At 40.4% G+C, this 19,823-nt stretch carries 17 protein-coding genes; 8 read left to right on the forward strand and 9 right to left on the reverse strand.

What is annotated here, in order from left to right; translation table 11 throughout:
• Positions 1-6: 6 nt before the first annotated feature.
• Entirely contained in the window at positions 7-2,049 is a 2,043-nt protein-coding gene (locus N523_RS0111575) for a methyl-accepting chemotaxis protein (RefSeq protein ID WP_028835113.1), read from the reverse strand.
• A gap of 206 nt (positions 2,050-2,255) precedes the next feature.
• On the opposite strand from N523_RS0111575, the gene helD reads away from it, so the two are divergent.
• On the forward strand, positions 2,256-4,379 hold the full coding sequence (helD, locus tag N523_RS0111580) for a DNA helicase IV (RefSeq protein WP_028835114.1): 2,124 nt from the start codon (positions 2,256-2,258) through the stop codon (positions 4,377-4,379).
• 46 nt (positions 4,380-4,425) lie between these two features.
• Here the strand turns inward: helD and N523_RS0111585 are convergent, their stop codons facing one another.
• Both N523_RS0111585 and N523_RS0111590 read right to left on the reverse strand, forming a co-directional pair.
• Entirely contained in the window at positions 4,426-5,595 is a 1,170-nt protein-coding gene (locus N523_RS0111585) for an MFS transporter (protein ID WP_028835115.1), read from the reverse strand.
• A gap of 317 nt (positions 5,596-5,912) precedes the next feature.
• Entirely contained in the window at positions 5,913-6,860 is a 948-nt protein-coding gene (locus N523_RS0111590) for a sodium-dependent bicarbonate transport family permease (protein WP_024603122.1), read from the reverse strand.
• 124 nt (positions 6,861-6,984) lie between these two features.
• On the opposite strand from N523_RS0111590, the gene N523_RS0111595 reads away from it, so the two are divergent.
• Together N523_RS0111595 and N523_RS0111600 are read left to right on the forward strand one after the other, a co-directional pair.
• A complete protein-coding gene (locus N523_RS0111595) occupies positions 6,985-7,929 on the forward strand; it encodes a LysR family transcriptional regulator (protein ID WP_028835116.1) in 945 nt (314 codons plus the stop codon).
• Positions 7,930-8,051: 122 nt separating this feature from the next.
• Complete coding sequence (locus N523_RS0111600) at positions 8,052-8,468, forward strand: hypothetical protein (RefSeq protein ID WP_013465115.1); 417 nt, start codon at positions 8,052-8,054, stop codon at positions 8,466-8,468.
• A gap of 340 nt (positions 8,469-8,808) precedes the next feature.
• Here N523_RS0111600 and N523_RS0111605 read toward each other — a convergent pair whose 3' ends face one another.
• Positions 8,809-9,207 carry a hypothetical protein gene (locus tag N523_RS0111605; RefSeq protein ID WP_028835117.1) on the reverse strand — a complete coding sequence of 133 codons (399 nt, stop codon included), beginning with the start codon at positions 9,205-9,207 and terminating at the stop codon, positions 8,809-8,811.
• Positions 9,208-9,388: 181 nt separating this feature from the next.
• On the opposite strand from N523_RS0111605, the gene N523_RS0111610 reads away from it, so the two are divergent.
• Both N523_RS0111610 and N523_RS0111615 read left to right on the forward strand, forming a co-directional pair.
• Positions 9,389-9,892 (forward strand): Mpo1 family 2-hydroxy fatty acid dioxygenase, encoded by a 504-nt coding sequence (locus N523_RS0111610; RefSeq protein ID WP_013465113.1) that lies wholly within the window; start codon positions 9,389-9,391, stop codon positions 9,890-9,892.
• A 25-nt stretch (positions 9,893-9,917) separates the two neighbouring features.
• Positions 9,918-10,709, forward strand: coding sequence for an SDR family oxidoreductase (locus tag N523_RS0111615; RefSeq protein WP_028835118.1), 792 nt, complete (start codon positions 9,918-9,920; stop codon positions 10,707-10,709).
• A gap of 61 nt (positions 10,710-10,770) precedes the next feature.
• On the opposite strand, the gene N523_RS0111620 is transcribed toward N523_RS0111615, so the two are convergent.
• The 4 genes from N523_RS0111620 to N523_RS0111635 all read right to left on the reverse strand — a co-directional run bounded on the left by N523_RS0111620 (position 10,771) and on the right by N523_RS0111635 (position 13,372).
• A complete protein-coding gene (locus N523_RS0111620; protein ID WP_028835119.1) occupies positions 10,771-11,151 on the reverse strand; it encodes a VOC family protein in 381 nt (126 codons plus the stop codon).
• 41 nt (positions 11,152-11,192) lie between these two features.
• Positions 11,193-11,600 carry a GFA family protein gene (locus tag N523_RS0111625; protein ID WP_028835120.1) on the reverse strand — a complete coding sequence of 136 codons (408 nt, stop codon included), beginning with the start codon at positions 11,598-11,600 and terminating at the stop codon, positions 11,193-11,195.
• 339 nt (positions 11,601-11,939) lie between these two features.
• Positions 11,940-12,119 carry a DUF6435 family protein gene (locus N523_RS0111630; protein ID WP_024603117.1) on the reverse strand — a complete coding sequence of 60 codons (180 nt, stop codon included), beginning with the start codon at positions 12,117-12,119 and terminating at the stop codon, positions 11,940-11,942.
• A gap of 92 nt (positions 12,120-12,211) precedes the next feature.
• Entirely contained in the window at positions 12,212-13,372 is a 1,161-nt protein-coding gene (locus tag N523_RS0111635) for a PQQ-dependent sugar dehydrogenase (RefSeq protein WP_028835121.1), read from the reverse strand.
• Between the two features lie 366 nt (positions 13,373-13,738).
• Between N523_RS0111635 and N523_RS0111645 the strand changes: the two genes are divergently transcribed.
• The 3 genes from N523_RS0111645 to N523_RS0111655 all read left to right on the forward strand — a co-directional run bounded on the left by N523_RS0111645 (position 13,739) and on the right by N523_RS0111655 (position 17,058).
• Entirely contained in the window at positions 13,739-14,782 is a 1,044-nt protein-coding gene (locus N523_RS0111645) for a flavin reductase family protein (RefSeq protein ID WP_028835122.1), read from the forward strand.
• The gene (locus N523_RS0111650) at positions 14,779-15,831 is read left to right on the forward strand and encodes a fatty acid desaturase family protein (RefSeq protein ID WP_024603114.1); all 1,053 of its coding nucleotides are present in this window, start codon (positions 14,779-14,781) and stop codon (positions 15,829-15,831) included. Before N523_RS0111645 ends, N523_RS0111650 begins: the two co-directional genes overlap by 4 nt.
• A gap of 225 nt (positions 15,832-16,056) precedes the next feature.
• Positions 16,057-17,058: a branched-chain amino acid aminotransferase gene (locus N523_RS0111655; RefSeq protein ID WP_288369064.1), complete on the forward strand. Its 1,002-nt coding sequence runs from the start codon at positions 16,057-16,059 to the stop codon at positions 17,056-17,058.
• A gap of 62 nt (positions 17,059-17,120) precedes the next feature.
• Here the strand turns inward: N523_RS0111655 and N523_RS0111660 are convergent, their stop codons facing one another.
• Positions 17,121-19,676, reverse strand: a complete 2,556-nt coding sequence (locus tag N523_RS0111660; protein ID WP_028835123.1) for a TonB-dependent receptor plug domain-containing protein — start codon at positions 19,674-19,676, stop codon at positions 17,121-17,123.
• Positions 19,677-19,823 lie beyond the last annotated feature (147 nt).

Raw genomic sequence — 19,823 nt, forward strand, 5'->3', positions numbered from 1 at the left:
ACAGCACTATACCTTAAAGCTATCTACTTGCGATTTCATTTGCTTGTAAAGCGCTGATACATTTTTTGACTGCAATGTTGTTTGCTCAGAGATTTGTTTCATTTGTGCTGACTGTTCTTTTAACGATACCAAATTTTTATTAATCTCGTTTGCTACATGGGATTGTTCTTGTGTTGCTTGTGCGGTTTCGGCCGACATTTGCTGCACTTTTTCAAAGGCGTGAGTTAGGTTGCTAAAAATACTAATAACGGCATCAAAATTACTGAGTGTGGCATTAGCATTTGTTTGACTGTTTTTAATAGAATCTGATGACGCTTTTACATTGTTATTTAAGCGTTGGATCATTGTATCTATTTCATCGGTGCTTTGTTGTGTGCGGGTGGCCAACGTTCTAACCTCATCAGCGACAACGGCAAACCCTCGGCCTTGCTCGCCAGCTCTGGCAGCCTCAATCGCGGCATTTAACGCTAATAAGTTAGTTTGTTCGGCAATATTTCTAATGACCTCAAGTACAGACGTAATATCGGTTGAGCTGCTTTCTAATTCAATAGAATTTGATAAAGCCGATTGAATATCATTGATTAAATCTTCAATTGCTTTACTCGATACATCAATGGCTTGAACTCCTTGCTGTACCTGCTCGCTAGAAATATCAGCTTCGTGGGCGGTATTTTTAGCCAGCTCAGCCATTTGCTGGTTTGCCATATCCATTTCATGACCAGCGCTTACAATAGAGTCAGACGCATTAGCAAGTTGCTGGGTCACGTCCATCGCGGTATCAGAGACATTATTAAGATCGCCGGTCACAGTACCTAGTTGAATGGATTGCTGCTGAATGTTTTTTATTATTTGCTGCAGGTGCGCTAAAAAGTTATCAAACTCATTACTCAGCTCACCGAGCTCGTCATGTGATGTAGTATTAATTCTTTGCGTTAAATCACCATCACCAGCGGCAATTTCTTGGATTCGTAGAGTAATATTATTTATATTGTCGGTGAGTTTTTTAGGGATGTAATAACCCACAGCTAAAGCAACAATAAAGGCAATAATAATGATAACAAACACAATTTTTTCAAAAAGTTGAATGCTAGCTTGCACTTCATGTTTTACTTTTCGGGCATAGGATCGCGCTTCTTCGCCCGCTATATCAAGTATTTCTCTCAATTCATTAAAGCTTTTATCTGCTTGCGCTAAATTATCATCAATTAAGGCTATTTGATTAGCCGAACTTGAGTAAACTAACGCTTTTCCTTTCTCGTACCACTGTTGATAAAGTTGATCAAAATTAGCGTATTTTTGTGTCAGTTGTGGCTCATCAATTAAGTAGCTGCGGTAACTATTAAAGCGACGAATAACCTGAGCTGCATTTTCTTCAAATAGTTTTTGGTTTTGTGCCAATTCGCCATGTTGGTTTACAATTTTTTGTTTTGCTAGTCGAGCTTGGTATATATCTCTATCTGCATTGAGCACCTCGGCCATTGCTTCTACATAGCGACTTAATAATTCTGAGCCGACTTTATCTTGCTGCTGTTTATTGGTATGGATGCGAAGCTCTTCACCTGCTTGATCCATCATTTCTCGTATTTGTAAAAATTCAGATTCAGTTTGATTCAAATCACTTTGCATTTTACTTTGTGAGTGACTGGAATCCATTAACGTTTTACTGTGGTCTAGCCATTGATTGTATAAAGGCTCAAAACGAGAAAAAGAGTCATGTTTTGACAATAGTGCTTGTTCATCTTTTAAGTACGTTAAGTATTTGTTGAAGCGGTCTTTGACTTGTTCAGCGTTTTCTAAAAACTCTGCTTTATTGGTCTCATTATCGCCTGTGGCACTGAGTAGATTTTCAAGTGCAATACGTGCTTGATATATGTCTCTGTCAGCATTTAAAATAACGGTAACGGCTTCAAAAAAGGTTTCGGTTTGCCTTTTCATCGCGTTGTCTTGTATGTAAGTAATTGATGCAATTGAAATAAGTAAACCTGCAAGGATCAGTGCTAAAAAAGCAATAGGTAAAATAACTTTGGTTCTAATTGAGTTAATTCGCATGTTTCAATCCTTGTTAAATCACTGTATGTAGAGTAAATATTAGTCACAATAGGGAGTTATGCCAAGGAAATGGATAAATTGGTTGGTTGTTTTTTGTTCTACTTTAACGCGTTGAAAATTTTACCGCCAGATTTATTATCCTTACAGCGCGTATTACCTTAAAATAGCGTTAATTGGTTCATTTTTATAAAGGAATTCTGCTATTAATGAATTCTATTTTCCCCAGCGTATTTGGCCGCCTGTTTACCCCACACCTCGCTGTTGATATTAATCAACAAGGTTTAGTCATTAACAACAACAAGCACACAGATACACTGAATTGGTGCGATTTAACCTCGCCTATTTGTTATGAATATGGGGTGCTTGGACAAACACTACGTTTTTCAACACAGTCTGGGCAGTATCGAGTGTGGATGAGGGCTTATGGCAGTCACCGAATACTTAAAGCCAAGACGGATCAGCTATGGGTCAATAATAATATTGAACCATTAAATGAGCTGCTAGAAAATATTAACCAATTTGCACATCATCAATTTTTGCGTCAATCCTATGTGGCAGATATAAAACAGCGCGTTAAACAACAATACAACCGCTGGTTACCTTGGATAAAAAAGAGTGAGGCATTGGCAGTTGTTAGCACGCAAATAAAACTGCTCGAACAATATAGTCAGTGGAGCGATTCATTAACTCGCTTTTTACAGCATAAATACACACAGACCCAGTTGCAGCGTTATGCTGGTTTTTTCGATAACGTTGAAGCAAACCCACTTACTGAAAATCAAAGACGGGCATGCATTATCGATGACGATAATAACCTCGTATTAGCCGGAGCCGGCACAGGTAAAACCAGTGTAATGGTGGCGCGAGCGGGCTATTTAGTAAACAGTGAGCAAGCTAATTACGATGATATTTTATTACTCGCCTATGGTAAGCAAGCTGCCAGTGAAATGGACGAACGTATTAAAGCTAAGCTGAATACACAGGCTATAAAAACCGCCACTTTTCACAGCTTAGGTTTAACAATTATTAGTGAGGTTGAGAGAAAAACGCCTAAAATATCTAAACTTGCTGAAAACGAAAAAGCTAAAATAAAATGGGTTGAAGGGTGTTTTGAATCGCTTGCTAATGCTAAGCCACAGTATGCTAAAGCATTGGTAAACTATATAAATAACAATCTTAATGACGTTAAAAGTGGGTTTGAATTAAGCACTGCAAAGCCTAATAATATAGCGCTTCTACAAGAGATAAAAGCTGGCGGTTATTTAACCAAATTAGCGACTTTATTTAGTCAATTAATTAGCGTGTATAAAATAGCAAATATAACGCTTGAGAACGATTCAAAGCAGATACAGCAGGCTTGGAAATTATTAAAGCCATTATTAGCCAACTATAACCATTATTTACATACTCAAGGTGAAATAGACTTTGATGATATGATCCTCAAAGCCCTCGATTATGTTAATACAGGAAAGTTTATATCACCTTGGCGTTATATCATGGTTGATGAATTTCAAGATATATCGCCTACGCGTGCGGCGTTGGTTAAAGCGCTGCGCGATAGTAAGCCTAGAAGCTCATTGTTTGTAGTAGGCGATGACTGGCAAGCTATTTACCGTTTTAGTGGTGCTGATATGCGCCTTACCACAGAATTTGCCGCACATTTTGGTTTTACCACACAAACCATACTGGATGTTACGTTTCGTTTTAATAATAAAATTAGTGAGGTTGCTTCATGTTTTATCATGAAAAACCCTGCCCAGTTAGCTAAGCAAATTAACTCATTATCACAAGTGACAAAGTCCGCTATTAGCGTATTAAAAACAGCGAATGTTGTCTCAAGCAAAAATACAAAAATAGCTGAGCTAAATAATGGGGCACTTGCCCATGTACTTGGCGCTATCAACACAAATAAGCCCGCTGTTGTGTATTTACTGGCACGCTATCGCTTTCAGTTACCTACTAAAGCCGATATTAACGCCTTGCAGCACACCTTTTCTTCATTACAAATTGAGTGTGATACCTTTCATGGTTCAAAGGGTAAAGAAGCCGATTACGTAGTTATATTAGGTATGCATGGCGGGCAATTTGGATTTCCGAGCACTAAGCCATCGCCTGCAATGTTAGAAGCTCTGTTACCCGCTAAAGATTTGTATGCCCATAGCGAAGAGCGACGCTTATTTTATGTGGCGCTCACTCGTGCTAAACACAAGGTGTTTATCATAAGTGATGACAACAACCGCAGCTGTTTTGTTGACGAGCTCATAAACGAGTATCAAATTGAGCTAAAAGAGTTAAAAAACATAGCTAGTAAAGTGGTAGCGCAGGTATAAACCGCTTAGTGGCAAACGAATAAGCTTAAGCGGTTTATTGCGTTAATTAACCTGCAACAGGGGTGTTACCTGTGGGTATTTTTTTCATACTTTTTATGAGCATATAAATACAGGTGGTAATTAAACAACCACCTAAATAAATAAGCACACCATGGCTTGCATCAGAAAAATGCGTTGCCAACAACGGGCCTAATACAGAGCCGACACTGTAGCTGAGCAGCATTATTTCAGTTGCTGACACTATTTTTGCCATAGGTAAGGAGTCGCACGCTAAAGTAATTGCAATCGGATAAAGTGCAAAACTACACGCACCTAATACAAAGTAACTTACAACTAATCCGCCAAAGCTATGTGCGTTTAATATTCCCATTACGCTGGCAGCACCAACAAAACAAAAAATAGCCATAAGTAAGCTTTTTATAATACGGGTTGATAAATAACTCACTAAAGGTTGCACCAGCATACCACCTAAAATAATCACCGCCATAAGTAAGCCGGTATATTGGGCTTGATCAGTTTGCGCGGCTATATAAACAGGTAATAACCCGTAAATAGGGCCTAGTAATAATCCTGATACTAAACAGCCTAAAATAGCAGGGCGGCTGAGAGTTTTTAACTCTTTAAGTGGCAGCTTTTGTAATTGCTGAGCATTAGGTTGGCCTGTGGTAATTAATAATGGAGCTAAAATAGCCAACGCCAAAAGGGCCACGACAAATAAATACGGTACGGCACCTTCAGTGCCAAGCGGTGTGATTGCTAATTGCCCCACAGCGCTGCCACCATATAAAGAGGTCATATATAAACCTAAGCGTTTAGCTCGCGCCTTAGGTGTATTCGCCATTAACAACCACGACTCGACCACTACAAATACTCCCGCAACAGCAATACCAGCAACAAAGCGAGCAATTAACCACATTGTGGCTGTAGGGGAAATGATCTGTGCAATAACACTGATGATCAGCAACATTAAAAATGCGATAAATGCCATACGGTGGCCAATTTTTACTACCACACGCTCAATACACAGCGCGCCAATAAGTAAACCAAAATAAAAGACGCTGGCAAGCCAAGGCGCAAGATCAATACTTAACTTAAAAGCAATCAGTGATAACGGGATCAGGCTCATTAAAAAGCCCGAAGCAATAGCAAAAAAAGATAAACCAATAACAGGGGCTAAAGGATTATTTGATTTACTATTAGCGGCAAGTTCCACCATTAGATTATTCCGATAAAAAGGGTTTAAATAATTGCTGATTTAGGTGTGATAGTGGCGCGATTATTTGAAGCAGGTTAATTTGGCTGCGAATTTATGCTGCTTTTTATACCAAGTAAAGTGTTTTTTAATTGCTCAATCAAAATAATTTTTAAAATGTTTTTTTACGTAAACTAATCGCTTAATTGCAATCTGATTGTAGAAATAAGTTAGCGTTTTTGTTTTATATTTGTTGATTTTTTAAAGAGGGTGATAACGTAGTAATGGCGGGGTATAGTTAAAAAATAAAAGCCCATGTTGGGCTTTTATTGGTGTTTATTTTAGTGCATGGCAAGCGCAAGCTTATGGTACAAACCAATACCAACAATCACATTAAACGGAAACGTTACCCCTAAAGAGCTGAGCATAGCTAGGCCAATATCAGCCTTGGGAACGGCTGCTTTAATTGCCGCAGGGGCTGCAATATAAGACGCACTAGCCACTAAACTACCGAGTATCACCACCGAGCCTAATTCTAATTTTAATAGTGTGCCTACAGCCACGCCGATAGTACCTAAAAATAGCGGAGTAATAATAGCAAATGCAGCGAGTCTCCAATGCTGCCAAGGAAATGGGCGCAGAGTTTGCGCAGCCACTAAACCCATTTCAAGTAAAAACAATGCCAGTACTACTTTAAAACTACTGGTTAAAAGACTGGTTACTTGGCTGCCTTGCTGTGTGCCATACATCATTCCGATGATCACACCGCCTACCAATAAAATCACGCTTTTGTTAGTGAGTGTTTCGTGCCAAAGCGCTTTGAGCGACAGTGTATTACTTTGGCTATGTTGTTTGTCGAGTTTACGATACAGCATTAAACCGACAATAATGGCAGGTAATTCGAGCATCACTAAATACAGTGTAACCTCAGCACCTACCTCTAATTTAGCTGACTCTGCATAAGCCAATGCAACTGCAAAGGTACCTGCGCTTACCGAGCCATAATGCGCAGCAATACTGGCGCTATTGGCCACACTGAGTCTAACAACATATTTTAAAATAGGGTAAAGAGTAAGGGGAATAAGGCCACCGAGTAACATAACCGAGGCCATTTCAGGAAGAAGTTGCCAGCTTAAGTTACCATGCAGCACCATGCCACCTTTTAACCCTATGGTGAGCATTAACAATAGACTTAGTGTGTCATAAGTGGCTTTAGGTATCGCTAAATCAGAACGTAAAATCCCCGCCACTAATCCTAAAATAAAAAACATTACGACGATATCAGGCACACTGTTCTCCTTTTTGTTTTTAGTTACTCAATTTGTTAAGCGGCGCTATTGTAAGCCTATCTTTGTATAGTAAATAATAAAATGAATGATAGTATCTTATAGATAAAAATCTATGAGGTGAATAATGAACACAAGGCAGCTATCATTTAGGCTACTCGAAGTCTTTATGAGTGTAGTTAAAACCGGCTCCATTAGCGAAACAGCTCGGCAATTGCATTTAACCCAGCCTACCGTTTCTTTGCAAATTAAGCGCTTACAAGAAGCCGTTAATGAGCCTTTAATTGTTATGCAACAGCAAAAATTACAGGTTACCGAGGCTGGCTTACAATTATTTAGAACTTGTGAGCAAGTGTTTGGGCACTTTGATGATTACCAAGACTATTTAGCCGAGCTTAAAGGCGGGGAGCGCGGGCGCTGTAAAATTGCCATGGTAAACACTGCACAATATATTTTGCCTAAGTTACTTGGGCCTTACAGTAATGCCCATCCCCATGTAGAGCTGCCATTGGAAATTGGCAACCGCTCTGCAGTGTTAGCGCGTTTTGAGCGTGGAGAAGACGATATTTATGTGTTTAGCCACCCACCATCACTTGAACATGCCCAAGCTGCGCGTTTTTTACATAACCCCTTAGTTTTTATTGTGCCGCTTGATCATCCGCTTGCCGATGTAAAAGCATTAACATTAGCTGATTTAATGCCATATCGATTTTTATTAAGAGAGCCAGGCTCTGCTACGCGTATGCTTTTTGAAAGCGAATTACAAAGCCGTGGTTTAGTCCTTAGTGATAGTGTGCAAATGGCCAGTAACGAAGCCATACGAGTTGCTGTTTCCTCGGGAATGGGGATTGCTGTGCTTTCCCATCATGTATTACCAAAAGGCGATAACAGTTTTAAAGTGCTCAATGTAACCGACACCTGCTTAGCCAGCCATTGGTATTTTGTAGTGCGCACAGACAGGCATATTTCTCATGCTGCGCTCAGCTTTTTAAAATTTGCCCAGCTGAATTTAGAGCAATATCTCGATAAGCAATGGGTGCGTCATGAGCTAAATGGGCTTAATTTAAAATAAAGAGTTAAAGCGAAGCGAAAAAATATAAGTTGGTATTAAAGTTGCTGTAGTTATTCACATACAAGTATCTAAGTGAAAATAGTTAAAGATAGATATTTTAACGCAAAAATGGATTTGAGCTGATGACATCAATAACCTTTAAAAATCAATATAGTACTTATGTTAGTACAATAAATAAACCGGCAAAAGCTGACGAAGTAGCGGCAACTTCTGGCCCTGCGGCAACAGCTAAAACCAGCGATAGCGAACAAACGCAAATCGCAAGCGCTAAGCCACAAGACAAAAGCTTTTTAGAAAATGCGCAAGAGGCGCTTATCTATCAACGATTAGGAGTTGATAAAGAAAAAATTGCTGAGTTAAAAGCAGCAATCGAAGCATTGGCAGAAAAACTTCAAGAGCAAGGTGCTGATATAGACACCATTAAAGAGCAGCTTGCAGAGTTACAAAAAATGCTGGAGCAAGAATACGAAAAAGGCACTGATCGAATGGCCATGCAACCTACGCATGAAAAAGGCAAGCTTGTAACCGCGTTAGCTTAGATAACGACACGTTGCAAGCTCATTTACTCCTGACTTTAAATAGATTTTAAGTGAATTATGCACAAAGAGGGCAAAGAGACGCTGCGCTTTTAGAGCAGTGATCTAAAGCATATTTTTTATGGCTTCTCATTTTCTTCTCATTCAATTCTCTCAGCTCATACTGTTTTTTATGATCAATTTACAAAGAGGGCGAAGAGACGCTGCGATTTTAGAGTAAGTGGCTGAAATAAGTGCGTTTTTCCTGCTCATTTACTTCTCATTCGCTTCTCTGTGTTCAAATAGGGTAGAGTAAATTATGCACAAAGAGAGCAAAGAGGCGCTGCGCTTTTAGAGCAGTGATCTAAACCATAACTTTCATCTGCAACCAAAAAACCAAGCTTGGGCTTATAAAAAGTAACAACATGCCTACACTAAGCAAATTGCCTTTACAGAGATTAAAATCATCAAGAATTCTGTGCCACTTATATTTAAATAAATACCGGCCAACAAAAATATCTAAACTAAGCATTATTATTAGCCACATTAAGCCTAATTTAAAACAATCTAGGTAATTTGTAGGGGCAACCCATGGCAGGGCTAACCAAGCTATAGCAAAAATAATGGCGATGCCTGAGAGTAAACTAAGTGTTTTAGCGCGTCGTTGCCCATATAATCGATGCAGAACTCGCACCCGAATGTTGCCATTAATTATCTCGCCTAAAGCAAGTAATAAGCCTATGGCTAGGGCTTTTAATAACATGATGATTTCCTTATATTACAAAGGCCAACAGTTAAACATTTATTTTAAATAGTTTACATCAATACCCAATTATAGAGCCATTAGTTAGCCTTTTAATTTATAACCATCGGTATTTGTTGTTATTGTGCGCACTTTTTTATAAGGTGAACTTTGCTTATAAAAATAACAACGGGATCAACCGATGAAAACTCTACAACAACAACTTGGCCAGTATGGCTTGTATCATCGTTCAAAGCGTAACGTATTAACTCACTTTTTTGGTATTCCACTGATTGTATTTGCGGCATTGTGCTTACTAGCGCGTGTTGAAATTCCTCTAGGGAGTTTTAATGTCGATGGGGCGCAGCTTTTTGTCCTTGCCAGTGTGGTTTACTATTTTATGCTGAGCTTTTCGCTAGGTTTAATCATGGGCATCATTTTTACTTTATTGTTAGTGGCAGCGCAGCCTATCGCCGCAATGCCCTTTACATCTTGGCTGACGATTGGTGTGGGTGTGTTTGTATTTGGCTGGGTGTTACAGTTTATTGGTCATTATTTTGAAGGCAAAAAGCCCGCCTTTGTTGATGATTTAGTGGGTTTAATTATTGGCCCTTTGTATGTCACCGCAGAGCTGTTATTTTTAATGGGCTTTTATAAAAATTTAGAACAGCAAGTTAATGAAATAGCGGGCCCAACTAAAGCATAATCAGTCAAAGACTATAAGGTAAACCATGGATTATAATAATAAAACAGTATGGATCACCGGTGCATCATCAGGTATTGGTGAAGAGCTTGCAAAACAATTTGCAGAGCAAGGTGCGAAGGTTATTTTATCAGCGCGAAATATCGATAAACTCAACCAAGTAAAAGACGAGTTAAAAGGGCAAGGGCATCGGGTAATACCCCTTGATTTATCAAAGCCCGAAACTGTACTGCAGGATGTATTAGCGCAAATAGATAGCTTAGGCCCAATTGATATTTTAATAAATAATGGTGGCGTATCACAGCGTAGTTTATTTTTAGAAAATGACTTTAAAGTGTACCGCCAACTCATGGAAGTAAATTACTTTGGTTTAATTGCCCTCACTAAAGCAGTGCTACCTTCAATGGTGGCGCGAAAAAGTGGTTCTGTAGTGGCTATTAGTAGCGTGGCAGGCAAAGTGGGCTCTAAGTTTAGAACAGGTTATTCAGGCAGTAAATACGCTGTAGTAGGCTTTATGGATTGCTTACGCGCCGAAGTCGCGCAGCACAATATACATTGCTTAACTATTTGCCCTGGCTCAATTAAAACAGCGATTGCCCATAATTCATTGAACGGGCAAGGAGAGGCACAAAACAAACCTGAGCCTTCAATAGAAAATGGTATGAATGTAAATGTAGCCGCATCGAAAATGCTCACCGCAATCTATAATAAAAAAGACGAAGTTGTAATAGGCCAAGGGTTAAGCGGTTGGGCACCGTTTATAAAACGGTTTTTCCCTAGTTTATTTAATCGATTAACCGCTAAGGTAGAATATAAATAACTAAGTACAGTACTTAAACACCAGCATTGAGCCCCTGAGCGCAATGCTGATTCGTGTAAAGTTAATAGCTATTTTCTACTTTCCAAGGTGGGTTTAATCGATTTTCTCCAGCTTTGTAGAGTTTAATTTTATTGCCTGAAGGGTCTCTTAAAATCGCTTCTTTCCATAGATACCTTTGCTCTGTGGGTTGCTGTTCGAATACGATCCCCTTTTTGATCAACTGTTGGCACAATTGCTCAATGTCATCGTTTTCAAAATAAATTACAGAATGATTTTCAAAAAATTCACTCTCTAGAGACAATGAAAATGTAGAGTCACCTTCAGGGCAACTAAAACGTGCATAATGCGGTGTGTCAACAATTTGGGTAAAGCCAAGTGAGCGATAAAAACTCACCGCTTCATTCATATCTTTGACTGGCAAAGTTACTTGATTCAGTTTCATGTAAACTCCCACTACAAAAAAATAGATAAATTTATGGCGATTTACTTTCGCCCTGGCTCATGTCCCTCATAACGAGGAAGTTGAGCATCTAAATCTTCCCAATTAGCTTTTGAGGTGATGAAATTATGCGATATTGGCCTTTCAACTATATCGGAATTTAATGCGCCTAAACGCAGGCGATACCTTTTTGGCGATTGCGCATTAGCACTATAAATTGGTGCGCCGCAGGTTTTACAAAAGTACTTACGTTTGCCTTCACTGCTTTGGTAAAAGGTGAGGGTTCCGTTTTTGTCAGTTAACGTCAACTCGCTGGCATTAATAAACCCATTGGTAGCAAAGGCACTGCCACTGGCCTTACGGCAAAGCGAACAATGACAATGAATAATATCAGTAACTTTACCATTAATTGAAAAATTGATTGAGCCACATAAACAACTACCTGTGTACATCTGTATTCCTTGGTTTATATAATTTGTTCGTTATATTGTATTCTTGCCAGTAAATTGTTGACGCTTTATGGCTTGATTACACACCCCACTAAAAATGCTTTTCTCGTATCCACATAACCATTAGCGCTTAAATGGTTTGCTATTTCAAACAATTCATAAAGTCCTTGTCGTATTAGGTTAATAATTCCACTAATTAACTTTAATGTAAACAACTGATTATGCGAGAAATAAAATGGCTTTTGAGTGTCGCACCAATAGGGCTGTAATAACGTGATGGGGGAAATGCAAACCCCGCACTGTTAATGCGGGGGATAGGTTTAAACTCATTTGATTAAATGTTTACTGGGCTTTTTTGGCTTCGAGTGCTTCTATTTCATTCCAAATTTTTTCAGCCTCGTCGGTTAACATAGCGTAGCTTTTTATATCGCCTTTTCTTTGCGCTTGCATGCCTTGTTCTAATTTTGCGTCGTATTCTTTACGTAATTTTTTGATTGGATCTGGCTTTAAAAATGAAAACATCAACACCCTCGTTGTTTATTAGCTAGTTACAGTAACAATACGCAGTGAAGACGCAAAAAGTTTGCTGTTACTGTAATTAGCGTATTAAAAGATTATTGTGGGTCAAGGCGCATAATGCCTTGGCCGTCCAATCCTAAGTAAATAGTGCCATCATCACTTTGTGCTAGACTGCGAATACGACCAATGCCTTCCAGTAATTTACTTTGTTTAACGACATTGCCATCTGCTATTTCAAGTACGCTAATAAACGCGTATTTCATTGAAGCGAGTAAAAATTTTCCTTTAAGCTCAGGATATTTGTCACCTTTTACGAGCAGCATGTCTGAAGGAGCAATAGAGGGTGTCCATTGTAATGTGGGCGCTTGCATGCCTGATTTTTCGGTTAAATCGGTAAACGAGGTGCCACTGTAGTTAATACCATAGCTTACCACTGGCCAGCCGTAGTTAGTTTTAGGTTTAATCATATTAAGCTCATCGCCGCCACGGGGGCCGTGTTCGTGTGCCCAAAATACATTATTTTCACCATCGAACCACATCCCTTGTGGATTACGATGCCCGTAGGACCAAATCGCTGATTTTGCGTCTTTTTGGTTTACAAATGGGTTGTCGGTTGGAATTTTACCATCGTCGTGTAAACGATAAATTTTACCACCATCGCGGCTTAAATCTTGTGGGTTAATATCTCGCGAGCCGCGATCGCCAATCGAAAAATACACATAGTTTTGGTTATCAAACACAATGCGGCTGCCGTAGTGCTGGCCTTTTTTAGAGTTATGCTCGCCTTTGTATAATTGTTGTGGCTCGCGTAATTGGCTGTGATCGTTACTTAATTTTGCGCGCATAAGTGCGGTGTTACTGCCAGCACCGTCACCTTCACTGCTTGAGTAAGTGATATACAGCCATTGATTATTAGCAAAATCAGGATGCAGCTCTAAATCAAGTAGGCCGCCTTGGCCGTTGGCATCAATTTTAGGTAGCCCAGAAATTTTAGTTAAGCTGGTGGTATTTTTACGCAATAAATATAAGGTGCCACTGCGCTCGGTTATTAATAAATCACCGTTTGGTAGAGCCTCAATAGCCCAGGGAATAGAAACCCCTTGGGCAACAGTGACCGGTTTTACATTAAGCGCTAATTTATCCAGTTCTTTAAAATCAACTGCATGAGCACTAAGGCTGGTAAGCGCCGAAAATGCCAATGCAAAACTGGCTGTGGCGAGTGTAGAAAATTTTTTACGCGTTGTTACTTTGTTCATAATGGCTTCCAAAATTAACTAAATTTTAACTACCTTAGCACGCTATTAATCACAGTGTTAAGTATTTGGGATGAATGAAATTGCACGCTATTTAACCGCTTTAATGTTGGTTTTTAGCTTAATGAGCTTGTTTATGTCCCTCAGGTGTTTAACTAACTTTACGGGTATAGGAATTAAAGACCGCTTTAAAAAAATTGAATAATTACTCTATTAGGGTTGAAATTTAAAAATTCGAGCGTACACTTGTGCGCTGAAAGTTGAGCTTACACGTGTAGGCTCAAATATTTAAAGCCCAGCACATGTGTTTGCGTGAATTCGCTTAACACAAAGTGATGGGTAGTCGATTTAAGTAGAGAATTAATAACCATGTTAACTTCGGTATTAGACCAATTTTCAAAATGGTTTTTACACCATCAAAGCTTTGCCGCTTACATAGAGCCCTTAATACAGGTCGTTAAACCTGCATGGCGAGCTGGCTTTTTTCGTGCGCAAATTGTTGATGTACACGCGTTGAGTGGTCAGTTTTTAAGTGTAACGCTTAAACCCAATAAACAGTGGCGCGCCCATATTGCGGGCCAGCATATTAGTTTAACGCTTGAGCTCAACGGGCGTTTGCTTACCCGTGTATTTACGCTTGCTTGCAGCCCCGCGCAATACAAAACAACCGGATTGCTGCGAGTTTTAATTAAAACCAATGAGCAAGGACGTTTTACTGCTCAGTTGCAAAACGCATTAAAAGCGCAGTCGTGGTGTAATATTTCGGCGCCAAGTGGCGACTTTGTATTTAAAAGCTGGCATAAAGCCAGCACCTTTGTTGCTGGTGGCTCGGGTATTACACCTATGCTGGCAATGCTTAGCCAGCAATTAGCAAATACTCAGCACACCATCAAATTACTGTATTTTGCAAAAGCTAATGAGCACCAATGCGTTGAAGAACTTGCCGCATTAGCAGAGCGTTATGCGCATTTTTCTTACTTGTTACTCACTCGCGATATGAGCCCGCAATTAACTACGCATATAAACATCGATGACAATCCTGATATTTACTGCTGTGGGCCAGCAGCGTTTATGCAAAAAATTGCACATTTTGCAAACCAGCATCATTTAACCTATTACCAAGAAGCCTTTAGCCTTGCATTGCCAAGCTTAAATGATGACAGTCAATTTACTGTAAAAATTAATAATGATCACCACGACGTAGCAGCGAATGAGGTGTTGTTAACTCAGTTTGAGGCAAAAAAACTACCTGTGCAGCGAGGGTGTGGGATTGGTATTTGTCATCAATGCCAGTGCATTAAAAAAACGGGCGTGGTGCGCAATTTAAAAACCGGTGAGTTATCAGATAACGGCGAGCAGTTAATTCAACTGTGTGTTAGCCAAGCGGTCAGTGATTTGGAGTTACAGCTATGACAACCATAAATTATCAACAATTAGCCGAAGATTTAGATGGCATAAAAATGTCGACGCTTGCCAAAGTAGGGCAAAAGGATGCTAATTATATACGTTCTATTGTCCGCAAGCAGCGACTGTGCGAAATAGGTGGGCGCATTTTATTAATGCTTGGTTTTGTACAGCCTTTATTGTGGGTGGCGGGTGTGTTGTTACTGGCTTTGGCTAAAATTCTCGACAACATGGAAATTGGCCACAATGTAATGCATGGTCAATACGATTGGATGAACGACAAACAGCTTAATTCAAAAACATACGAGTGGGATATAGCCTGCGACGGCCAAAGTTGGAACCGAGTACACAATTTTGAGCACCATACTTACACTAATATTATTGGCAAAGACCGCGATTTTGGTTATGGCTTATTAAGATTAAGTAATGACTTTAAATGGCGTTTAAAAAATACTTGGCAGTTTATTACCTATTTAAATTTAAGTGTGCTATTTCAGTGGGGCGTGTCGTACCATGAGCTGGCGGGTGAGCGTGTGTTTATAGGTAAAAAGAAGCCAAACCGCAAAGGGGCTGTAGCGCATAGTACGTTAAAAAAACGCTTTTTTAGTAAAGGGGCGCGCCAATTAATTAAAGACTATGTACTGTTTCCACTTTTAGCGGGGCCTCTGTTTTTATGGGTGCTAAGCGGTAACTTATTGGCGAACCTAATTCGTAATTTATGGACATCAACCATTATTTTTTGTGGCCATTTTACCGAGCAAACGCATACCTTTTACGAGCAAGATTGTGAAAACGAAAGCCAAGGTCAGTGGTATTATCGCCAAGCGCTTGGGTCGTCAAACATTAAAGGGGCGCGTTGGTTTCATATTTTAACGGGGCATTTAAGTTTTCAAATTGAACACCATTTATTTCCAGACTTGCCATCGTCACGCTACCAAGAAATAGCACCACAAGTGCAAGCTGCTTTACAAAAGCAGGGCATTGCATACAACACCGGCGGTTTTTTTCACCAATATACCTCGGTGTTAAAACGTATATTTCGTTATTCATTTAAATAGAGGTTAATAAAATAGCCGCTACTATAATGTATGCATTAAATAATCAGCTAACCTTAAATTGTTAGCTGATTATTGCATTAAAGAGTTAGCAAGAGCTTTTTTGATTAAATAATCATCAGTACATGCAAAAAATTCGTCTAATTAATTTAAAAACAGCCTGTTTTGCTATGGTTAAATAGTAGCGGGTTGTCATACAATGGAGAAAAATAGACCACACAAGAGAGAATAAAAATGGCCGCATTTGGTACTGTGTTTATGCCGCAGATGATTCAAGCTAAGTTTTCTGACAATCAATGGGGCGAAAGCTCAATTGTTCCTTGCGATAAGCTTGAGTTGCATGCAGGTGCACACGTTCTTCATTATTCAAGTACATGTTTTGAAGGTTTAAAAGCCTTTCGCCATGAAGATGGTTCGGTAAATATTTTTAGAATGGATGCAAATATTGCGCGTATGCAGCAAAGTTCTGAATTATTAAGTTTACCAGCGGTTGATGGCGAGATGCTAAAAACAATGATCATCGATATTGTTCGTGAATACGCCGATGAAACGCCGCTTCCTCCTGGTTCTATGTATATTCGCCCAACCCACATTGGTACTGAAGCTGCCATTGGCAAAGCGGCTGCACCTTCAATGAGCTCATTGCTTTATACGTTATTATCGCCAGTGGGTGACTACTTTTCAGGTGGTGCTACCGCGTTACGTGTTTTATTAGAAGAAGACGGCATGCGCTGTGCCCCGCATATGGGTATGATTAAAAGCGGTGGTAACTATGCTAGCGCGCTTGGCCCAATATCAGCAGCGCGCACTAAATATAAAGCGGATCAAATTTTATTTTGCCCAGGCGGCGATGTACAAGAAACCGGTGCGGCCAACTTCATATTAATTGATGGCAACGAAATCATTACTAAAGCACTCGACAGCACCTTTTTACATGGTGTTACTCGTAATAGTATTTTAACCATTGCGAAAGATTTAGGAATGACGGTAAGCGAGCGTAACTTTACCGTAACTGAGCTTTTAGAGCGTGCAGCAAAACCAGGTACAGAGGCAGCACTTTCAGGCACTGCAGCAGTATTAACACCAGTAGGTACGTTTATCCATAACGATAAAGAATACAAAGTGGGTAATGGTGAACCAGGACCAACAACAGCACGTTTACGTCAAGCATTGAACGATATTCAATGGGGTAAAAGTGAAGATACACACGGTTGGTTAACTAAAATCTAATCGGGTTCAAATTCATTAAAAAGCCACACTAAATAGTGTGGCTTTTTGTTTTTAGCTGCAGCTTAAAATTTCATTTCAACTTTGCCGTAAACATAGCGGCCATTAAAACCAAATGGCGAAAAGCCCGAGTAAGAGAACAAACGAGAGAAAGTGGTTACATCGCTCACTAAATCACGCGTTGGATCTGGGTATACATCAAACACATTATTCGCGCCTAAGCTCAGAGTAATGTTGTTATTAAGTGCATAGGCAACATCTAAGTCGGTGATCCACTTTGGCTTGAGCACTTCGTTACGCTCTGGAATTTCTGATGGGTCTTGTGTTTCACCATAGCGAGTGCTGCGAAGTGTGGTACGCCATTCGTTTAGTGTCCATGTAGCGCTTAGGTTGTGTTTATTACGCGGGGTACTTACTTCAAAACGACGCAGTTCATTACCCGAGAACAAATTATCTTGTTCAACACCTACGCTTTGTAGCTCAGCGGGTGGGGCAATAATATTAGTCACTTCGTTTTTGCCGTAGTTATAGCCTAAATTAAACGCTACATCACCGTAGTTATCGGTCATTAGGTTGTAAGAGGCAACCACATCAACGCCACGGGTTTTGCTATCAATCGCGTTTAAGAAAAACCGCCCTTGGTTAGCTCCAGTGCCCTCAAGTAAGCTTGCTACACCTGCACCCGACAGGTTATTTGATAACACAATACGGTCATCAATTAATATTTGGTAATAATCCACAGATAAGCTGAAATTAAAGTCGGTTGACCAGGTAAAACCTACCCCGTAGTTGGTGGCTTCTTCTGCATCTAAGCCCGGTGATCCCAATGCAACGGCTACATCACTACTTGGGGCAAACGTCCCTGTTTGTGTTGGAATACCATCAACAAACACGGTGGCTACTGAAGTAAAATATTGCTGTTGCAGAGAGGGCGCTCTAAAGCCGGTTGATACAGAGCCGCGTAATGCTAAATCTTCTGTTAGCGTATAACGGGTGGCAATTTTACCATTAAGCGTATCGCCAAAATCAGAGTAGTCTTCGTAACGCGCAGCGACGGCAACGTTCCAGTTATCTGTAATAAAGGCTTCTAAATCAATGTAAAGGCTAACATTATGGCGGCTGTTATCACCCGCAGACTCAGGTGTGAAACCTGGGAATACTTGCGAACCTGCAGAGCCAAATGGGCCATTAACTGGGTCGGTTACTGCGCCACCAGGGCCAAAAGTGCCTTGTGCGTATGAGGCTTCTTCGCCTGCCTGAATTTCGTAGCCTTCACGACGATACTCAGCGCCCACTGCGACGTTGATTCCGCTAGCTAAAAAGTCTGCATCAATCTCGCGGCTAAAATCAAGATTAATAGTCAGCTGATCGTAGGTAAGTGTACCGGCATCAAAACTGGTTTGACTGCTAGGTCCATATGAGGTGTTTAAGCTATCAATAACACCAAAGTTAAAGGCATCTTGGCCGTATACAGCAGAAGCGTCGTAATTCCATTCATTAGCAAAACCTTTTACGCCGAGTGCTAACGAAAAATCGTCAATATCTGAGGTGATCACCGGTAAAAAGCCATCAGGATAAATTTCTGTTACGTTACGGCTGTCTTGTGCGCGACGATAAAAACCTCCGCCTTCGCCTTCACGCTTGCTGTAAGAGCCAAACGAGTAGAGCTCGGCATCGTTAGTTAATTGATAACCAGCATTATAAAACAGCGCGAAGTCTTCAACGGTGCCATTACCAAAGTTATGATTGTAACGATCCCATGTGAACTCACGCGGATCAAGAGAGCCATCAGGTAGGCGGGCGTAATTTTCGCGCTGGTCATAATCAGAGCGATTCGTTGAGCTACGGTCGCGATATTCAGTAGAAATACTTAAAAAGCCGTTATCGCCCAATTCAAACCCCATATTACCTTGCAGGGTTAAAGTTTGGCCGTCGGTCAGCGAACGGTCGCTGCCTTCATTAAAGGCTAAGTTGCCATTGGCATCTTCAGAAACGGATTCTAGTTGAGGCACACCCTGCATTTCGGTGATGTTTGCTCCATATACAGCACCTAGGCTGCCGCCACTGCTATTACTTTTAAGGACAATATTAATCACACCGGCAATGGCGTCTGAGCCATATTGCGCAGCGGCACCATCGCGCAATACTTCTATTCGCTCAATGGCATTGGCTGGAATAGCGTTTAAATCAACCGATGATGACCCACGACCGGTTGAACCATTTAAATTAAGCAGTGCATTACTATGGCGACGTTTACCATTTACGAGCACTAAGGTGTGATCAGGTGCTAAGCCACGCAGTTGAGCGGGGCGCACATGGTCGCTGCCATCGGTGATTGATGGCTGAGGGAAATTAAAGCTTGGTAATAAAGTGCTCAGTAGTGCATTGGTTTCAGTTTGCCCTGAACTTTTTAGGGCATCACCGCTAATGATATCAATCGGAACTGGGCTGTCTTCAACTGTGCGGCCGAGTCGGCGAGAGCCAATTACACTAATTTGTTCAATATTTTCTTCTGCTTGTGTTTCTTGCTGTGCGGCATTTACCGACCACGAGCCAAGTAGTGCAGCGGCAACACTGAGTGTAATGGTTTTTTTTGCTGTAAATAGCTGTTTTAGTTGCATGATTAGTTTCCCTCATTCAATGCTCTACAGGTAATTCAATTATTAATGAACTAATTGAAATTTCTGTTGTCAAGGTAGACCATTTTTACAACCAAGGTCAATTGAATTACATTCAATCTACAATTTATTTACAGCGGCAGGTGGACT

The organism is Pseudoalteromonas sp. 23_GOM-1509m (assembly GCF_000518425.1).
Taxonomy (GTDB): Bacteria; Pseudomonadota; Gammaproteobacteria; order Enterobacterales; family Alteromonadaceae; genus Pseudoalteromonas; species Pseudoalteromonas tetraodonis.